Annotated in this window: 17 protein-coding genes and 1 other RNA gene; 9 read left to right on the top strand and 9 right to left on the bottom strand. The window is 62.3% G+C overall.

From position 1 onward, the window contains the following. The first annotated feature begins 107 nt into the window (after positions 1-107). Positions 108-1,766, top strand: coding sequence for a DNA repair protein RecN (gene recN / locus G3T16_RS13545; RefSeq protein WP_163495713.1), 1,659 nt, complete (start codon positions 108-110; stop codon positions 1,764-1,766). A gap of 67 nt (positions 1,767-1,833) precedes the next feature. On the opposite strand, the gene fur is transcribed toward recN, so the two are convergent. After that, a complete protein-coding gene (gene fur, locus G3T16_RS13540) occupies positions 1,834-2,250 on the bottom strand; it encodes a ferric iron uptake transcriptional regulator (RefSeq protein WP_163495712.1) in 417 nt (138 codons plus the stop codon). Positions 2,251-2,323: 73 nt separating this feature from the next. Here fur and G3T16_RS13535 point away from each other — a divergent pair, with 73 nt between their 5' ends. Next, positions 2,324-2,710, top strand: a complete 387-nt coding sequence (locus G3T16_RS13535) for an outer membrane protein assembly factor BamE (RefSeq protein ID WP_163495711.1) — start codon at positions 2,324-2,326, stop codon at positions 2,708-2,710. A gap of 208 nt (positions 2,711-2,918) precedes the next feature. Here G3T16_RS13535 and G3T16_RS13530 read toward each other — a convergent pair whose 3' ends face one another. From G3T16_RS13530 to G3T16_RS13520, 3 genes are read right to left on the bottom strand one after another with little or no spacing between them, the layout of a single operon-like run. Beyond that, a complete protein-coding gene (locus tag G3T16_RS13530; RefSeq protein WP_163495710.1) occupies positions 2,919-3,248 on the bottom strand; it encodes an RnfH family protein in 330 nt (109 codons plus the stop codon). After that, positions 3,245-3,685: a type II toxin-antitoxin system RatA family toxin gene (locus tag G3T16_RS13525; protein WP_163495709.1), complete on the bottom strand. Its 441-nt coding sequence runs from the start codon at positions 3,683-3,685 to the stop codon at positions 3,245-3,247. The genes G3T16_RS13530 and G3T16_RS13525 overlap by 4 nt, the downstream gene beginning before the upstream one ends. Positions 3,686-3,707: 22 nt before the next feature. Then, positions 3,708-5,069: a sodium-dependent transporter gene (locus G3T16_RS13520; protein ID WP_163495708.1), complete on the bottom strand. Its 1,362-nt coding sequence runs from the start codon at positions 5,067-5,069 to the stop codon at positions 3,708-3,710. 107 nt (positions 5,070-5,176) lie between these two features. Between G3T16_RS13520 and smpB the strand changes: the two genes are divergently transcribed. Next, on the top strand, positions 5,177-5,659 hold the full coding sequence (gene smpB / locus G3T16_RS13515) for an SsrA-binding protein SmpB (protein WP_163495707.1): 483 nt from the start codon (positions 5,177-5,179) through the stop codon (positions 5,657-5,659). Positions 5,660-5,805: 146 nt separating this feature from the next. Here smpB and G3T16_RS13510 read toward each other — a convergent pair whose 3' ends face one another. Then, positions 5,806-6,870: an Ldh family oxidoreductase gene (locus G3T16_RS13510; protein ID WP_163495706.1), complete on the bottom strand. Its 1,065-nt coding sequence runs from the start codon at positions 6,868-6,870 to the stop codon at positions 5,806-5,808. A 119-nt stretch (positions 6,871-6,989) separates the two neighbouring features. On the opposite strand from G3T16_RS13510, the gene ssrA reads away from it, so the two are divergent. After that, positions 6,990-7,380: a transfer-messenger RNA gene (gene ssrA / locus G3T16_RS13505) on the top strand. 242 nt (positions 7,381-7,622) lie between these two features. Here the strand turns inward: ssrA and G3T16_RS13500 are convergent. After that, positions 7,623-8,813: an ISL3 family transposase gene (locus G3T16_RS13500; protein ID WP_163495705.1), complete on the bottom strand. Its 1,191-nt coding sequence runs from the start codon at positions 8,811-8,813 to the stop codon at positions 7,623-7,625. Between the two features lie 216 nt (positions 8,814-9,029). After that, positions 9,030-9,653 carry a DUF3565 domain-containing protein gene (locus tag G3T16_RS21950; RefSeq protein ID WP_163495704.1) on the bottom strand — a complete coding sequence of 208 codons (624 nt, stop codon included), beginning with the start codon at positions 9,651-9,653 and terminating at the stop codon, positions 9,030-9,032. A 433-nt stretch (positions 9,654-10,086) separates the two neighbouring features. Between G3T16_RS21950 and G3T16_RS22835 the strand changes: the two genes are divergently transcribed. From G3T16_RS22835 to G3T16_RS13470, 5 genes are all read left to right on the top strand, one after another. Beyond that, positions 10,087-10,326, top strand: a complete 240-nt coding sequence (locus tag G3T16_RS22835; RefSeq protein ID WP_332102823.1) for a YeeE/YedE family protein — start codon at positions 10,087-10,089, stop codon at positions 10,324-10,326. Position 10,327: 1 nt separating this feature from the next. Next, positions 10,328-10,771: a DUF6691 family protein gene (locus G3T16_RS13485; RefSeq protein WP_163495703.1), complete on the top strand. Its 444-nt coding sequence runs from the start codon at positions 10,328-10,330 to the stop codon at positions 10,769-10,771. Positions 10,772-10,936: 165 nt separating this feature from the next. Continuing rightward, positions 10,937-12,199 (top strand): ferredoxin reductase family protein, encoded by a 1,263-nt coding sequence (locus G3T16_RS13480; protein ID WP_163497101.1) that lies wholly within the window; start codon positions 10,937-10,939, stop codon positions 12,197-12,199. 52 nt (positions 12,200-12,251) lie between these two features. Beyond that, positions 12,252-12,650: a hypothetical protein gene (locus G3T16_RS13475; RefSeq protein WP_163495702.1), complete on the top strand. Its 399-nt coding sequence runs from the start codon at positions 12,252-12,254 to the stop codon at positions 12,648-12,650. Continuing rightward, positions 12,647-13,414 (top strand): DUF6607 family protein, encoded by a 768-nt coding sequence (locus tag G3T16_RS13470; RefSeq protein WP_163495701.1) that lies wholly within the window; start codon positions 12,647-12,649, stop codon positions 13,412-13,414. The genes G3T16_RS13475 and G3T16_RS13470 overlap by 4 nt, the downstream gene beginning before the upstream one ends. A 47-nt stretch (positions 13,415-13,461) precedes the next feature. Here the strand turns inward: G3T16_RS13470 and G3T16_RS13465 are convergent, their stop codons facing one another. Next, positions 13,462-17,082 (bottom strand): SdrD B-like domain-containing protein, encoded by a 3,621-nt coding sequence (locus G3T16_RS13465; protein WP_163495700.1) that lies wholly within the window; start codon positions 17,080-17,082, stop codon positions 13,462-13,464. Continuing rightward, positions 17,079-17,807 carry a DUF11 domain-containing protein gene (locus tag G3T16_RS13460; RefSeq protein ID WP_163495699.1) on the bottom strand — a complete coding sequence of 243 codons (729 nt, stop codon included), beginning with the start codon at positions 17,805-17,807 and terminating at the stop codon, positions 17,079-17,081. The genes G3T16_RS13465 and G3T16_RS13460 overlap by 4 nt, the downstream gene beginning before the upstream one ends. Between the last annotated feature and the right edge of the window lie 143 nt (positions 17,808-17,950).

The raw sequence follows: 17,950 nt of genomic DNA, 5'->3' as shown, positions 1-17,950 counted from the left end.
CTGCCGGAGTTCACGTTTATCGATTGCAGAAATTCCGGCAGACTTGCACAGATGTTTATGCCCATCCACTTCTGGGGTATAACTACACAAACCTCATCAGGCCCCCTATGCTCACCCACATCAGTATCAGCCAATACACCGTCGTCGACACGCTGGAGATGGAGTTCCGGCAAGGGATGACCGCGATTACCGGCGAAACGGGCGCCGGCAAGTCCATCATGCTGGATGCACTGGGCCTGTGCCTGGGAGACCGCGCCGACCCCAAGGCCATTCGCCACGGCAGCGAGCGCGCCGAAGTGTCCGCCTGCTTCGAGCTCGAGACCAATCCGGCCGCCCGTGCCTGGCTGGCAGCCCGCGAGCTGGATGCCGGCAACGAATGCCTGCTGCGCCGGGTGGTCACCAGCGAGGGCCGCAGCCGCGCCTACATCAACGGCACCCCGTCGACAGTGCAGGACTGCAGTGAGCTGGGCGGGTTGCTGATCGACATCCACAGCCAGCACGCGCACCAGTCACTGCTGCGCAAGCCTGTACAGCGCGCCATGCTGGACCAGTACGCCGGCCATCAGGCCCTGACCCGCAGCCTGGAGCAGACTGCCTCCGACTGGCTGCGCGGCAGCCGTGAGTTGGAGGAGCTGACCGGGGCGCGGGAGGAACAGACCGCCCGCGCCCAGCTGCTGGCCTACCAGGTGGACGAACTGGACCAGCTGGCCCTGCAACCCGGTGAGCTGGAGGAGCTGGGGCGCGACCTGAAACTGCTGGCCAATGCCGAGGATATCCTGCAGGGCGCGCATCAGGCACTGGCTATCTGTGAAGAACAGGCCAGCGGTACCCGCCACGCGCTGCAGTTGATACGCGGCGACTCCCAGCTCAGCAAGGCGGCCGACAACGCCCGCGAACTGCTGGAATCCGCCGCCATCGGCCTGGAAGAAGCACGCACCGAAATCCAGCATTATATCGACTCTGTCGAGGTGGACCCGGCGCGGCTGGCAGAGGTCGAACGGCGTCTGGAACAGGTCCATGACATTGCCCGCAAACACCGGATCAAACCCGAGGAATTGACCGCGCTGCAGGCCACACTGCAGGCCGAGCTGGAGGGTCTGACCCAGGGCGGCCAGCGGATAGAACAGCTGCAGGAGCAGCTGACGGGCCTGCGCGCGCAGTACCAGCGCGATGCCGCCACCCTCGGCAAACAGCGGGCCAGGGCCGCCAAATCCCTTATCAAAAAGACCCGGGACCTGCTGGACACGCTGGCGATGGGCGAGTGCCGCTTCGAAATAGCACTGCAACCGCGCAGCTCAAAAGCCCCCCACCCCCACGGCGCGGAAGAGGTGGAATTCCTGATCAGCACCAACCCCGGAGCACCGCCGCAGCCGCTGGCCAAAATCGCCTCCGGCGGCGAGCTGTCGCGGATCAGCCTCGCCATCCAGGTCGTGACTGCCAGCGACGGCACCCTGCCCAGCATGGTGTTCGATGAAGTCGATGCCGGTATTGGTGGTGCGGTGGCGGAGGTGGTCGGCAATCTGCTGCGCACCCTCGCCCGCGATACCCAGGTATTGTGCGTCACGCACCTGCCGCAGGTGGCGTCCCAGGGCCATCACCATCTGCAGGTGAGCAAACAGTCGGACCAGCAGGCGGCCTATACGCGGATGGCAGTTCTGGAGGGAGAACAGCGTACCCGTGAAATCGCCCGCATGCTGGGCGGCGTGAAAATCACCGAGCAATCCCTGGCGCATGCCCGGGAGATGCTGGCGGGCGCAGCCGCCTGAGCCATGCCGGCAGCGGGTTCCGGCCCTCCCGGCGGAGGATTACGCCATCCCGTATTGCCCGTCCGGCTCAGCGCTTGAGCTTGCGCACGTACAGCACCAGCGAATGGTCGACGATTTCAAAGCCATGGTGCTCGGCAATCTCGCGCTGGCGTTGCTCGATCACCGGATCGTTGAATTCGACGACATCGCCACTGTCGAGGCAGACCATGTGGTCGTGATGCTCGCCCCTGGCGATCTCGAAGACTGAATGGCCGGTTTCAAAATTGTGACGGGTGACAAGACCAGCGGTCTCGAACTGGGTCAGAACACGGTACACCGTGGCCAGGCCGACGTCTTCGCCCGCCTCGAGCAGGGCACGATAGACGTCCTCGGCACTCATGTGCTGGGTCGTCTCCCCGGTGGACTCCAGGATTTGCAGAATCTTGACCCGCGGCAAAGTGACTTTGAGACCCGCTTTGCGCAGCTCCTGATTTTCAACGGCCATAATAGGAGGGTTCTCTGTGCAGATCAGGAGAGGTATGATGCCACCCCATCGACAGAAGTGGAAGCCTTGTCCAATGCGCAGCCTTTTCCTGGCAGCAACTCTCACCTTGCTCAGTGCCTGCGGCGCCATCGGGTTCCCCGGCGTCTACCGGATCAACGTCGAACAGGGCAACATCGTCACGCAGGATATGGTCGAGCAGCTGAAGCCGGGCATGAACCAGCGCCAGGTACGCTTTATCATGGGCACCCCGCTGATAGAGGACAGCTTCAACCAGGCGCGCTGGGACTACCCCTATATGCTGCGCAACGGGGATGAGGTGATCCGTGAGGCGCAGATCACCATGCATTTTGAGGGCGACAAGCTGGTCAACATCACCGGCGATTACCGTCCCGACTGGGCCGGCGAGCAAAACCAGCAGGCGGCGGCCCCCGCCCGGGACGAACTGCCACCTTCGAAGTAATCGGGCACCAGGCTAACTCAACTGGCAATTACTGCCGGGTTTTTGGACTCCGTAACACGGTCAACATCCTGGGAGGGTGCTTTCGAGACACGCCGTAGACCCATCCATGGGGGCTCGTATGCGACATCCATGTCGCATACGGTCTCGAAAGCACCCTCCCAGGACGCTGACCTCCCACCGGGATGCGTATAGTTAAGTACCATTCGGGCTAACCCCCGCCCTGTTCGTTCTCCGCTCCTTCCCGACGCGCCTTGACCTTCGCGGCGCGCGCCTTGCGGACCTCTTTGGGGTCCGCGATCAGGGGCCGGTAGATCTCGACCCGGTCGCCCTCGCGCAACACCTGGTCCGGCGCCACCACCTTGCCAAAAATGCCCAGCCGGGCATCTTCCAGCACGATCCCTGCAAAGCGTTCGGTAATTCCGGAGCGGCGGGCAGCTTCCAGCGCGGTCGTGCCGGGCACTACCTGCAGCGGCACGATGGCCTGCCGCTCCGGCAGCGCGTAGGCGACTTCGACGTTGATGATTGATGGCTCGCTCACGAGGCCTGGCCATAGATCTGCCTGGCGCGGCGGCCGAGGGCATCCACCAGGTTGTTGGTGACACGGTCGAACAGACGCGAGGCCGCGGCGCCCAGCAGCAGGTTACGGGCTCGGAATTCGATCCACAGGTTCACCTTGCAGGCATCAGCCGCAAGGCCGCGAAACTCCCAGCGCCCCTGGAAATGGTCAAAAGGCCCGTCGAGCAGTTCCAGGGTGATGGCACCGGGTGCGAACAGGCGGTTGCGGGTGCTGAAACTCTGGCTGATGCCGCCGTGGGAAAGATCCAGCCGCGCATCCACCTCATCGCCCTCGCGCCGCAGCACCCGGGCACCGACACAGCCATCCATGTATTCTGGATAGGATTCGACGTCGTTGACCAGGTCAAACAACTGCCGGTCCCGGTAGGGCAGCAGGGCGTGGCGATGGATAGTAATCATGGCGTTCCGGTGGTCGAGGTTGTCATTCCGGCCACAAGCCGGCCAATAGAAGCAGCACAATGGCTGCAGGCGCAATATACCGCAACAGAAAGTACCAAAGCGAAAAAAACCACGCGCTCTCGCGGTACAGTTGCGCCCGCAGCAGAACTTCACGCAGGCGCCAGCCCACGAACACGGCCGTGCCCAGCGCCACCAGCGGCAGTAACAGGGCGCCCGCCAGACGATCCATCACCCGGAACAGGTCCAGCCCGGCACCCGCGGTAAAGCCCGGGATCTCCACCGTGGCCAGCGCGGCGAACGCCAGCAGCCACACCGTGGCGCCGGCCACCATCACCGCGGTGAACCGGCGAATGCCGAATTGCTGCCGCAATACCCCCACCACCGGCTCCAGCATCGCGACACAGGAACCCAGCGCCACCAGCGCCACCAGCAGGAAGAACAGCGCGCCGTAGACTTCGCCCAGCGGCATGTTGCCAAAGGCATGGGGCAGGCTGACAAACAGCAGGCCCGGCCCCATCGACGGCAGCATATTGTGCGCAAACACCAGTGGAAACACGGCCAGCCCCACCGCAATCGCCACCATTGTGTCAAACAGGGCCACCGCGATCACCGAGCGGCCCAGCGGTACCCGTATCGGCGCATAGCCGCCATAGCTGATCCCCGTGGCGACACCGATACCCAACGTATAGAACGCCTGTCCCAGCGCAACCAGCAGCGCCTCGCGATTGAAGTCGAGCAACTGGAACGCGAACAGGAAGCGGCCGGTTGCCACCAGATCGCCGTACTGGAGCGCGTACTGGATCAGCATGCCCAGGCCCGCCATCAGCGCCGGTATCAGCAGCCAGGCCAGCAGCCCCACTCCACGGCGCACACCGGCGGCAACCACCAGCACCGCCACTCCCAGAAACAGGCTCTGCCACCACAGCATGCGGCCGCCACTGAGCAGCAATTCACTGAAAATCTGGCCCGTGTTCACCGCGCTGGCCGCGCTGAAGGCACCGTTGAAGGTGTCGCGGGCGTAGACCAGCGCCCATCCCGCCACCACGGTAACGCAGGCCATCAACAACAGGCCGGTGACACAGGCTGTCCAGGGCAACAGCAGCCACCAGCGCGAGCACTCAGAGCGCACAGCCGCACGGCGCACTGATTCCACCGCACTGCCGCGCCCCTGGGTACCCAGCACCAATTCAGCAATCAGCAGTGGCACTGCCAGCAGCACCAGACAGAGGATGTAGGCCAGGACAAAGGGCGCGCCGCCATATTCCCCGCTCAGGTAGGAGAAGCGCCAGACACTGCCCATGCCGACCGCGGAGGCGGCCAGCGCAAGCACAAAGGTGGTGCGTGAACGCCATTCCCCCAGGGGATTGATCGCCACATCTGTCATTCGCAGACCTGCATTTTAGCCATGTGCCCGAGCTGCAGCCGCCGGGCAGTAGTGAAATCCGGAAGAATCATGTTTCAGCAACCCGGCTTGTCCGTATAATGCGCGCCATGAGCAAGAAGAAACCCAAACAGAACGACAATACCATTGCCCGCAACAAGCGCGCGAGCTTTGACTTCCAGCTGCTGGAGTCCTTCGAGGCGGGCGTCGCGCTGGAAGGCTGGGAAGTGAAAAGCCTGCGCATGGGCAAGGCCCAGCTGACGGACTCCTACGTGCTGGTCAAGGACGGCGAGGCCTGGCTGCTCGGCTCCCAGATCACCCCGCTGGACACTGTCTCCACCCATTTTGTCAGCGACCCTACCCGCACCCGCAAACTGCTGCTGCACCGCAAGGAACTGGCGAAAATCCTGGCCGCCACCACCCAGAAGGGCCTGACCTGCGTCTGTACCCAGCTGTACTGGAAGGGACATCTGGTCAAGGCCCGCATCGCCCTGGCCGAGGGCAAGAAATCCCACGACAAGCGCGACACCGAGAAGGAGCGCGACTGGAACCGCCAGAAACAGCGCATTATCCGGGACAACGTCAAGCAATAACATCAGGCCGGGGCCGGCCAGCAGCTCGCCTCAGCCGGGCCGACCGCCAGCGCGACGCCCGCCCTGGCACGGTCGCCCGCCGCGGTCACCACCGCAAATCCCGGCTCCGGGCAGGCATCACCGAGGCACCCCGGTCTGCGGTGTGTTCAGGGCAGCTCTGCTGGCACTGTCACCCCCAGTTGCCGGGCCCAGGGAGCAATATCCTGCATGATGGTGGGATAGAGCGCCACCCCGTGCCTCAGCTGTTCGCTGCGCAGCTGCCAGGCGCGCTGCCCGGGAAACCGCACGGGGGGCGCCCCTTCCGGCACCGCACTGCCGGTCACCAGTGCCTGCAGGGCCTGCAACTGGCGCTTGAATGCTTCCAGCGAGCCGAAGGCGGCGGGATCTATCACCTGCAGAAATACCGAATTCGCTTCGCCATCCCCGCTGGATTGTTCATCGTCCCGGCCGTAGCCCCCAAGCGCCATGCTCAGCACCTCGGTCGCGATCGACAGCGCCGCCCCCTTGTAGCCGTGGCCGGCACCGCCCAATGGCATGATACTGCCCGGTGGCGGTCCCTCCAGCGCCGCCGGATCATCCGTGATATTACCGGCAGCGTCTTTCAGGCACGGCTCTGGCAGCCGTTCACCCTCGCGCCGGGCCCGGGCCACATAGCCTCCGGCGGTGATCGACATGCTGATGTCGAACAATAGTGGGTAATCCTCACCCGGCGCCGCCATCGCCAGCGGATTGGCGGAGAACAATGCCTCGCTGCCGCCGAAGGCACTGACTGTCCGCTCCGAGGGGGTGGAACAGGTCATCAGCACCATATAGCCCGCCTCGATCACCCGCGGGCAATAGGCCGCCAGGCAGGCGATATGCTGGCTGCGGCGCAATGTGGCGGTCACCACGCCGTGCTCCGGCACCCGCGCCAGTGCCGTCTCCAGGGCCTGGCTGACCACCCAGGGCCCGGGCAGGAAGTTCGCATCCCAGTTGAACACGGCGCCCCGGTCCGCCAGCACCGCAGGCTCCCCCTCGCCGCGGCTGTCTCCGTCGAGCAGCCACTGCAGGTTGCTGGCCACCCGGTTCATGCCGTGGGTGGTAAAACCCATCAGGTCCGCCTCCAGAAACACCTCGGCCAGCACCGCGGCGCGCTCGGGCGCCAGGCCCGCGGCCTGAAACAGCCTGGTAGCGAATTCATGAAGTTCTACGTGGTCATAGCGGGCTGACATACAGGCTCCTTCGGTTGCTCGGATGCCGGAATCCGGCCAATACGGGACCCGGCCACGGAACTTTAGCAAAATTCACAGTCAAACTATTCGCAATTGGAGTACAATTGCAAGTTCACTACGGGGGCGATACGGATTCGACGACGGTAACGAACCCTAAGGTGCATGCCGTGATGGTAGCCAATCACGTTAATCCAAAGCTGCAAACTATTAGTTGCCAACGACGACAACTACGGTGCCCAACTGGCTGCGTAAGCAGCCCGTGAAGCACCAACTAGTGGCTTCGGCCCTAGCGGTCTTTAGCAAGGTGCCAGTACCGCGCTACTGACTGTCATATAGAACTGGATCGCTGTGAAGCCCGCCTGAGGTGGAACTGCTAAAACTTATTCAGGCTCGCCAATTACGTCCTGCCCGTTGGGCTGTATGCGGCTAAATCAATTAACGGAAACTAAGCATGTAGAGCCGAAGGCAGAGTACTGGCGGACGCGGGTTCAACTCCCGCCGCCTCCACCAAACACAGATCCAAGCAAGTCCAAAGAAGGCCACCATCTGGTTGATGAATGGGTTCTACCCAATGGCTCTAGGCTCTACCCAACAAACGGGGATGGGCCGGTTTTCACTAAACCCGGTTGATAGGGTGCGCTGACGAAGGAAGCGCACCATCAGCCACATGGGGGCTCTACCCAATGAACGGGGGATGGGCCGGTTTTCACTAAACGGCTCTACCCAATTAACGGGGGATGGGCCGGTTTTCACTAAACCCGGTTGATGATGCCATCCCATCCACAATGGGTTAAGACCCTCAGTCGGTAATTTTCAAAGTTTCTGAACCCATACGCTCTCCTGGACATCATTTCCATCTTGTTGTGGAAGCCCTCAGTGACCCCATTGCTCTTCGAGAATCGCCACATGGCGGTGACGGGCTCCAACCAGGATGTGAGGGTATTCGCCAGCCGGTGAAGCGGACTGGCGTGAAGCTGTTTGATCAATCTGAGTAGCTTGGGCAGTGCTCTTTCAGCCCGTTTCCGGGTCAAGGTTTTCAGCAGTAGCAACCGATTCAGGCGCTGCTTGGCTTCGTACAGGGCGTTTAGCACCGGGAATGCGTTGAGGTACGTGCCGAGGTTATCGCGCTGCTCTGGTGACAGGCGCCATTCATGACGGCGCATCAGGCTAATCAGGCCGCGGTTCTTGCGGCCCTCGGGATCGTGGTCCTGCCACGCCTTCAGGAAGTGCTGATTCACGAGCCGGATGACGTGGAAACGGTCTGCCACGATCATCGCATTGGGGAAGTATCGTCGGGCAATGGCGCGGTAGGTTTCGGACATATCCATGACAATAAGCCGGACATTGTCTCGCCCGGGTAATGCCTTCAAATAGCGCCCCAGGCTGGCTTCGGAGCGCCCGAGCACCACATCAAACACCTTGTTACGCTTGAGATCCACCAGCGTGGTGGCGTAGCCACGCTTGCGGGTAAAGAAGTGCTCATCAATGCCCAGCACCTTCGGGCAGGGCCTGTTGGCCCTCTCAGACCGCCGCAGACGGCAGTGGTTCTGATACCACCGCTCCACGGTGGCAGGACTAATGCTGTGGGTCAGTGTGAGCTTGCGCTGGGTGACACCGCCGTCGTGGGCTTCAAAGACCTCGAGCCGGAACGCTTCCGAGGCTCTGAAACGGGGTCGAACACCCTTGAAGCGGTGACGAAAATACCGTCGGCATTGCGGGCAGTGGTACTTGGGGCACGTCAGATGAAGCGTCATCACCTGATTCCCCTGGCGCGTATGCTTGAGGGTGCGTTGGTAGGTGGCCTTGATCCTGACCCCCTTGTGCTGACAATAGATGCACGCCGGCCGGCTGGTCGGCCTGGCGTAGACTTCAATACCTCGATCGCGGTCGACCCGCTCGACCTCCAGATCGGATATGCCTAGAATGTTGCCTGCGAGGGACATCGGTATTCTCCATTAAATTGATCGTCGCAAAATCAGTTTAATGAATGCCGGTGTCCCCCGTTAATGATGAAGAGCCGTCTCTATCCTTTTGTTTTATATGGACTTATAAAAGAACTTCCCGGGGCGGGTGCAAACCCGCCTCCACCCTGTTTTCCCCGGCTCTACCCAATTAACAATGGGATGGACTCCTCCTCACCCACCTCGGGCTCGCGGCTTTCAGATCGGTCGCACATCACCACACAACACCTCGGTCACAACCTCGGTGTCCATATACTCCTTCAGCTCCAGCAGTTTGCCATCACGCCAGGTGAACAGGCAATGGTAATGGTTGACGTAGGACTTGCCGGAGACGTGCTGACCTGCTCCGGTAGCTTCCACCGCCACACGGTCTGCCTCGGCAGTAGTCGCGTGGATGGTGTAGTGCAAACCCTCAGGGAAGGCATTCAGAATGCTGTCCGTGAATTGGCGGATCTGTGCCTTGCTGTAAACGCCGGAGATCAGCGTATGGCCCATGACATGTAGCTTGCCGTCCTCGGCACAGGTCTCGGCGATGACATTGGCGTCGCCGCGAGCGATAGCCTGCATCAGTTCCAGGGTGCGCTGCCGGTTTCCTTCCACCACTGCCCGGGGCACACCCCGCTGATCTGCGGGTGCACCCAGGTTGCACTTCTTGCACTCAAGCTCGACGCCCAGCCTGGACTCGCGTCCCGCCGGGGTTGTCACCCACGGGCGGTGGGCGAAGGGCGGGTTGTGGCGGACGTGCTGGAAGTGCCCACAGGCCAGTTCCGCGACCCAGTCGAGCTCTGCGTCCTGGTGGTAGCCAGTGATGGCGCTTTTCATCTCTTGACCTCGTTGATCACCGCCCGGGTTTCAGAGTCTGCTGCAACTCATCCATCAACACCAGCAGGCCCGCCCCAGCGCCGGACCGCAAGGGTTGCCTCCTCTGTAGCCTGTGTCAAATCATGCATGCCGGTAATGCAGGGCTTTTGCTATACTCCGTGCGGTATGTCGAGCCGGAAGTTCCCGAATCCAGCAGGCAACAGCGCAAGCGTTGTCCCGCGAATCATCGACAAAGTGAGTAGAAAGAGATGACAGAATTCACTCCCCTCAGCGGGTTGCTCGGCGGCGTACTGATTGGATTTGCCAGCGTCATTATGCTCTGGGGCTCAGGACGCATTACGGGCATCAGCGGCATTTTCGGCGGCCTGCTTACGCCGGCACGGGGTGACAGCGGCTGGCGTGTGGCGTTCATTGGCGGTCTCATTGTGGGGGGTTGCTATGGCCGCTGTTCAGCGGCGAGCCGCTGCCCATCGATCTGCAGGTCTCCTGGCCGGTGATGATTGGCGCCGGCCTGTTGGTGGGTTTCGGCACACGGCTGGGCAGCGGTTGCACCAGCGGTCACGGCGTTTGTGGCCTGGGCCGGCTTTCACCCCGCTCGCTGGTGGCCACGCTGACTTTTCTGGCGGCCGCTTTCCTCACCACCTACGTTATCCGTCATCTGGCAGGAGGTTGAGATGGCCGTCGCCAAACAGGACAAACAACTTCCGCAACTGTTGCTCTCTTTTGGCTCTGGGCTGCTGTTCTCGGTGGGTCTGATCGTCTCGCAGATGGTCAATCCGGCCAAGGTGCTGAACTTTCTCGACCTTGCCGGCAATTGGGATCCGACCCTAGCTTTCGTCATGGGCGGCGCGGTGATGGTCACCATTCCCCTGTTCTGGCTGGTACTGAAACGGCCGCACCCGCTTTTCGCAAAATCGTTTTATCTGCCCACCCGGCGCGATGTGGACTGGCGGCTGATTGTCGGCTCGACGGTGTTTGGCATTGGCTGGGGCATTGCCGGTCTGTGTCCCGGTCCGGCCCTTACCGCCCTCGCCTCAGGGCTCCTGCCCGTGGTCGGGTTTGTAGCAGCGATGACTGCCGGTGCTTTTATCTATCAATGGTTGTTCGACACCCACTAGCAGATGAGGCCCAGCCCGCAGGGGCATACAGGGTCAAAATTATTCTCACGGCAGGCGCCGGGCTATTGTCCGCTTCTCCATAAAACCGCGTGTCATCTATGCTAGTGTTATTGCATTTCTCGTATTGGGTCGAGATCAGTTCAGGAGCGTGTGAACATTGTGAGGATGAAAACCTGGCAGGCAGTAGCTGTTCCCGTGGTGATTGCTTTCACACTTGTAGCCCTGGAAATCCCACGGAACGACTGGGCCAGCACCGCTGCCGCCAGCCTGTCCTCAGGCGTTGCTGCACTGAGCCTCATGGCCTGGGCTGCCATCCTGTCGAGCCGCGTAACCGCCGTGGAATCCGTCTTCGGCGGACTCGACCGTGTGTATCGCGCCCACAAATGGATGGGTATCTGGGCCCTGGGTTTTGCGTCATTCCACCTGGTTTTCAAGGCAGATCTGGAGGCCTGGGATACCGCGTCCATTATTTCACTGTCCTCGTCCACAACTCGCCTGGTTCGCCAACTCAGCTATGTGGTGCTGGTATTCATCGTGGTGCTCGCCCTGAACCGCAAGATTCCGTACAACCAGTGGCGCTGGTGGCACAAGTTGTCAGGGCCACTCTTCCTGGTGGTGGTCGCACACTGGCTGAGCTTTGCCTCGCCCATCGAGCTGAACAGCCCCGCCGGGATCTGGCTCGTGGTAGTGTCCGCGCTCGCAATTGCGGCGGCGCTGTACAAACTGCTTTTCTACCCCTTTCTGGCCCGGCATGGTGAGTATGAGGTAACCGGCGTAGCCTCCAGCGAAGGCGATGCCGTTCAATTGAGCCTGACACCGGTTCGCAACCCGGTGGATTTTGAGCCGGGACAGTTCGGCTTTCTGCGCATGAAAGAGGAGGGCCTCCGCGAGCCGCACCCCTTCACCATTGCCAACGGCAAGGCCGCAGACGGGCATGTGAACTTCCTTATTCGCAATCTCGGTGACTATACGCGCAAATTGATCGGCCAGGTACAAGTGGGCATGCACACCGACCTGTATGCTCCCTACGGGCGTTTCAAGCGCCCGGACAACGGGGCACGGGAGATTTGGATCGGCAGCGGCGTCGGCATTTCACCCTTCGTAGCCTGGCTGCAGGATGAGTCCGCCTCGCATTTTGATCGCGTCACATTGTTTTATTTCTCCAGACCCGGGCAAGAGTTTCCCAGTGCGGCCATTCTCGCGGAAATGGCAGCCCGATGTGGCGCAGAGTTGGTATTGATATCCGGCCGTGCAAATCGCGCAGACTTCCAGGAACGCTTCGCCGCCATCGCGAGGGAATGTGGTCCTCAATCCTTGAGCATCAGCTTTTGCGGTCAGAAAGGACTTCTGGAGGATGTCCGCCGGCAGATGAAGGAACTCGGCATTCCCGGATCCTGCCTGCAGCACGAGCTCTTCGAATTTCGTTAGCTCGCGCCCCAATCCTTCGAGTTTTCACTGCCGACATTCCCCGAGGATCATCATGCCTGCCACCAGACTTCTCGCCACCGCCCTGCTGACTGCCATACTGAGCGCTGCGACTACGGACAACACAGTTATGGCGGCAGCCGCGAAAACGCCCGAGGCCACACAGGAGCGGCGGCAATACACCTTCGCCTGGCCCTTCCTCGAGGGCGGCGAGATGCAACCGCGGGGAGGCACCACCCAGGGCGCGGATGTCACCCTTGCACCCGCCCCCAGCGCCGCCTGGCAGGCACTGCAGGAGGACGGCCTGAGTGCCAAAGAGCGCGACCGGCGCGCAATCCTGGCAATGACCGGGCCCTACCGCACCAGCTTCGATTTTATCGAGACCATTGGCTTCACTCCATCCTACGAACCGCCGCCCCCTACCAGTCCTGGGCCACGGAGTACGTCTACGTGATTGCCGACGAGCCCGAGTTCATCAGCCTGCAGCATATCCTGGTCATGCAGTTCGAGCAGCAGGACGAGGGCCCGGAGGGGCCGATGGTGGTCAAGCACTGGCGCCAGGACTGGCGCTACCAGGACCGGGAGCTGCATGTCTACGCGGGCAACAATCGCTGGGAGCACCGGGCACTGACGGCGGAAGAGGCCCGCGGCAAGTGGTCCCAGGCGGTATTCCAGGTGGACGACTCACCGCGCTATGAGGCCATCGGTGCCTGGCGCCACGAGGGCGGCGTCTCCAGCTGGCTCAGCGACGAAACCTGGCGCCCGCTACCACGGCGGGAGTTCAGCGTGCGCGATGACTACCAGGTGCTGGTGGGCAGCAACCGCCACACCATCACCCCCGACGGCTGGGTCCACGAGGAGGACAACCTCAAGGTCGCGCTGGACGACAATGGCGACTATGCCGGGGAGCAGGCCGTGCTGGCCCGGGAGGCGGGCCTGAACCGCTATCAGTTGATCGACGACCACGACTGGTCAGCAGGAGATGCCTACTGGGAGCGGACCGCCCCCTTCTGGGCCCAGGTACGCGCTGCCTGGGACGCTATCTATAACCGGCACTCCGAATTTGAACTACGCCGTTCCGCCGCGGGACAGAGCCTGTTCATGACCCTGTTTGAACTGGCCGATGCACATACAGCCAACGGTTTTGTTTCCGCTGCCGCGAGACGCGACATCGACAGTGCGCTACAACGCTTCCTCGTCACCGTGGATGCCGGTTGAGCTGAGGTAGCGGCACGAGAGCGCTGTCCCCTCCCCTCGGCACCACCTCAAAGCAGTCCTCGCCGCCGCAGATGGCCGGCGGAGAGTAACAGCAGCAGCGCCGAGAGCAGGGCCAGCGCGGTGCGATTCAGCGCCGGTACCGGAGCCGGCGCATCCGGCAGCGCGATCTCGCCGAAGTTCCACTGCTGCGCCTCGTCGCCGGCCAGCAGTTCCACCACGAACTCGTCATCGACCTCACTCACCAGCGCAGCGACCGTGCCTGCGGTGTCCAACCCGTCCAGCCAGTCAGTGGGTTGTTGCTCAGTCACGGTATAGCTGCCCGGCGCCAGCCCGGTGAAGCTGTAGAAGCCGTTGGCGTCGGTTGTAGTCGAGCCCGGCACCGGGCCGGCCAGATCGACCACTACGCCGGCAATGGGGTTCTCGTCGCCGTCGAAGATACCGTCCTCATTCTGATCGTGATACACGTAGCCACTGATGCTGGCGACGCTGCCCACCTGGAATTCGCCGTAGTTGTAGTCGGTTGCATCGACGCCAGCGGCCAGCTCGATGTTGGTAATCACATCGGTCGTGGGCGTGGTACCACCGACACTGCCCACCGTTTCCTGGCCGTCGACCCACGCCGCCGGATGGGACTCGGTGAGAGTATAGACACCCGGCGCCAGATCCTCGAACCGGTATTCGCCGGTGCCGTCGGTAGTGGTACTGCGATTGACCGTATTGCCGTAGTCATCGCTCCCTGTCAGGGTAACGGTCACCCCGGAGATTCCCGGTTCACCGACGTCGTAATCACCGCTGATGTCCTGGTCGTGGTAGACCCGCCCCGCAATGCTCGAACGCACGACCGTCACTGATCCGTCGTTACTGTTGTTGCCAGGGGTGTCGTCCAGGGTCAGTCCGGTGACGTTGACCGTCGCGGTATTGTTCACGGCGGCACCGGCCGCACTGATCAGCCGCACCGGCAGGGTAACGGTCGCGCGGCCGTCGGCACTGATTTCGCCGAAGTCACAAGTCACTGCGGTGTCACCGGCAACACCGCTACAACTGGTGGTCTCGAAGCTGCCCTGGTCGACCACCACGGCGGGAGCGCCCAGCAGTTCCATGCCCGCGGGAAAGCTGTCTTCCAGCTCCACACCCAGCGCTTCGTGGGGACCGTTGTTTTGCACCACGATACTGTACTCGAAAGGCTCAAACAGCGAGACGCTGCCCGGGTCCGCAGTCTTGGAGGCCACTTCCATGTCGGCGCGGGTACGCACCGTGGTGTTCTCGGGCTCCAGGTCATTGGCCGGATTGACATCGTCAAAGCCATCGCGATGCTCCTGGGAACGAGCAATCATATAGTTGGTGTAGACACCGCTGGCCTCCGCATCCAACAACATCTGGAAGCTGATATCATCGCCAGCAAGCATCAGTGCCGAGACATCGCAGATAATATCGGCATTGTCCAGCTCCGGGTCCCAGGCACCATTCAGCCAGGCCGGGTCCGAGGGGGTCAGCAGGGCTGTGTCCACCCGGTCGACGGTCTTGCCAAACTCACCCACCGCGGGCTGTACCGGACAGCTCACCCCCGGCGGCAGACCGGGCTGGGTGATGCCTCCGCCGTCCACGTACTGGAAGCCGAGGAAGGATAGGCCCGAGGTCGGCAACACATTGTACAGACGCACCGTTTCCGCCACTGAAGGCCCCAGATTGCGCACCGTTAGCGTATAGACCACCGTTTCGTCGATCTGCAGCGGGTCCGGGCTGTCCACCTGGGTCGTGGCCAGGTCCACCTCGGGCGCCGCCACCGGCACATCCACGTCGGCGTCGTTATTGTCCAGGGTCACCTCGGGGGTGCTGGTGGCGGAGGTGACCGTATTGCTCAGGGTACTGGCCTGGGTGCCACGATTTGGCCGCACCACGAGGCTGACAGTGCGCTGACCCCCGCGCTGCACACTGGCCCAGGTACATTCCACCGTGCGATCGCCCGCTTCCGTGGTGGCGCCCACCGCTGGCGTCACGCCGCAGCTGCCGCCATCGCTGGCACTGGCGGAGATGAAGGTCACATCCAGCGGCAGCGTGTCGCTCATGCTTACAGTGGAGGCTCCCGAGGCACCGGTGGACTCGTTGCGCACCGTGATGGTGTAGCTCAGGTTGGTGCCCGCGGCTATCGGGTCCGGATCCTCGGCCCAGCTGGCCGTCTTGATCGCCGCGATGTCCGCCTGGCCGGTCACGGTGGTCGCGTGATTGTCCGAATTGTTGCCGTAGACCGGATCGGAAGTCACCGAAGAAAACGCGCTGGCGGTGTTGTTACGGTTCAGGTCAGTGCCATTGCTGGCGCTGCCCAGCGGGCGGACCTGCACGGTGATGACGGGGCAGTCCACGCCCTGGCTGCACACCGGCATGTCGCTGAAAGTACAGGACAGGTTGCGGCTGGTAACGTTGGCCGCAGCAGCATTGCTGCAGCTGCCCAGAGTGGCATTGCCGGCGACCACCACTGCGCCCTCGAAGCCATTGCCTGGCCCGCCAGTAAACAGGCTGCCGAAGGTGTCTGTGAGAGTAACGCTCTGCGCTGGCTCCGGCCCGGCATTGACGATTTCCAGTTGGTAGCTAAGCAATTCGCCGGCCACGACAGTCGCACTGCCGCTCTTGTACACCTGGATATCGGCACTGTCGGCATTCAACTGCCCCTCGACCGCACTGTTGTCACAGTCGTTGGCCCCGTCGCTGTCGGCCGGAAACACATAGCCCGGCGCCGGAGTGTTGGTCACGCACATCTGGTTGCTGTGACTGCCCGTCGCCGTCGCTACGGTATCCAGCAGGACACTGGGCGTGGTCGCCCCGGCTGCCAACGGAGAGCCCTCAGTGTAGGTGCGAGTACAGCTGATCGTATCGGCACCATTCACCGGTGTGGCCGGGCCACAACTCCAACCGTTGAGCGAGTAACTGTCGACCCGCAGGCCCGCGGGCAGGCTGTCAGTCATGGTCAGCTCGCCGACAAAGGCCACATTGCTGTTGTTGCGCACCCGCAGGTTGAAGGAGAAGGACTCGCCATTGACCACCCGCAGGGTTTGGGTCGGTCCCGACTTCAAGGCCTGCAGATCAAAATCAGGTTCCTGCACGGTGATGTTCAGGTTGTCGCTATTGTTGGCCAATTGCGCATCATCCGGGCTCACCGATGATACCGTCGCTGTGTTGCCGAGGTTGTTGCCAAACGCGATCGCGCGCACATCAATGCTGACCTGGCCAATATTGTGGTCGAACTCTCCGCCCACATCGCCGCCGCCATCTGCGCGGGTGCAGTTCACTGTCTGTCCCGCGACGGTGCAGTCCCAGCCATTTTGGCTGAACGGCGAGCCGTTCTGGATCTGGAACGCCGGATCCAGGTTCGCGGTCATTGTCAGGTTCTGCGGCTGGCCGCCGGTATAGCGCGGATTCAGGTTGATGACGAACTCGTCCAGCTGCACCAGGGTGCCCGGCCCGGTGCGGGTCATGCTCACACTCACGTCGGTACCTTCGTTCACCGTGGTATCGACAGCTGCGGTGTTGTTGGCGGAAATACCGTCAAATACATCCGAACTGGTGCTGGCGGTGGTGGACAGACTACTGGGGCCGGATACGGCCACAGCCCCGCCGATCGAACCAATCACCCAGGTATCACCGGCATTGAGGGAGACCCGGGTACAGGTCACGGTCTGACCCGTCTGGAGGCAACCGGCGGGCAGCGCATCCGTGCGGCTGAAGCCGGGGCCAGGGTGATCGTCGCGGTGAGATTGGTAGCCGCATCGGGACCATTGTTGGCGACCGACGCGCTGTAGCTCAGTGCGCCTCCCGACAGCACCGGGTCTGCACTGCCGGTCAGGATCATCTGCAGGTCGGTGCCGCTGGTCACCGTCACATTCCTGAGCACCTGGTTGTTGTTCAAGTCCGGGTCCGCGGTAGCCGCGCTCACCGTTGCATTATTGACAATGGTGGAAGGGCTGGATGAGGCGACTACCGCCACCAGTTCCACAATCGCCTCGGCGCTGTTGGTCAGGGTACCGAGCGTACAGGTCAGGGTTCCGCCGGTGGGTGCTCCGGAATGACTGCAACTGCCCTGATCGGTGGTATGACCGACGTAGGAGGTCGTCGCCGGCAGGGTGTCGACCAATTCAATGCCGTTGGAGGTTTCGGGGCCATTGTTGGTGACCCGCAGGGTGTAAGTCACTTCCTCGGTGGCGCTGGCAGTGGCCTTGTCGACGGTGTGGTTCAACACCAGATCGGCATTGGCCTGGGCCGCGCTGGCAAACACCGCACTGACAGCAAGCAGCAGTGCCCAGTTCCACCCGGCACCCCGCCTGTGCCGGCGCCTCATCGTGGCGGCCCTGCCGTCCCGGCCTCGCAAGTCTGGCGCCAAATTGTGACCATCAATTGTCATTTGCCCGTCCCCTTTGTCTTCCCTGCCAGCTCCGGCCGGTCGGGCCAATACCGTACCCCCGCCGCGGCGGAAACAAAGGGTCTGGTCCAGCTGGCTGGAAATGCATTGCCGCGGCATAATAGGAGCTGGCGCATTGAAAGTGG

It is taken from the genome of Kineobactrum salinum (genome assembly GCF_010669285.1).
Classification (GTDB): Bacteria; Pseudomonadota; Gammaproteobacteria; order Pseudomonadales; family Halieaceae; genus Kineobactrum; species Kineobactrum salinum.
This window is presented reverse-complemented; position numbering and strand designations above follow the sequence as displayed.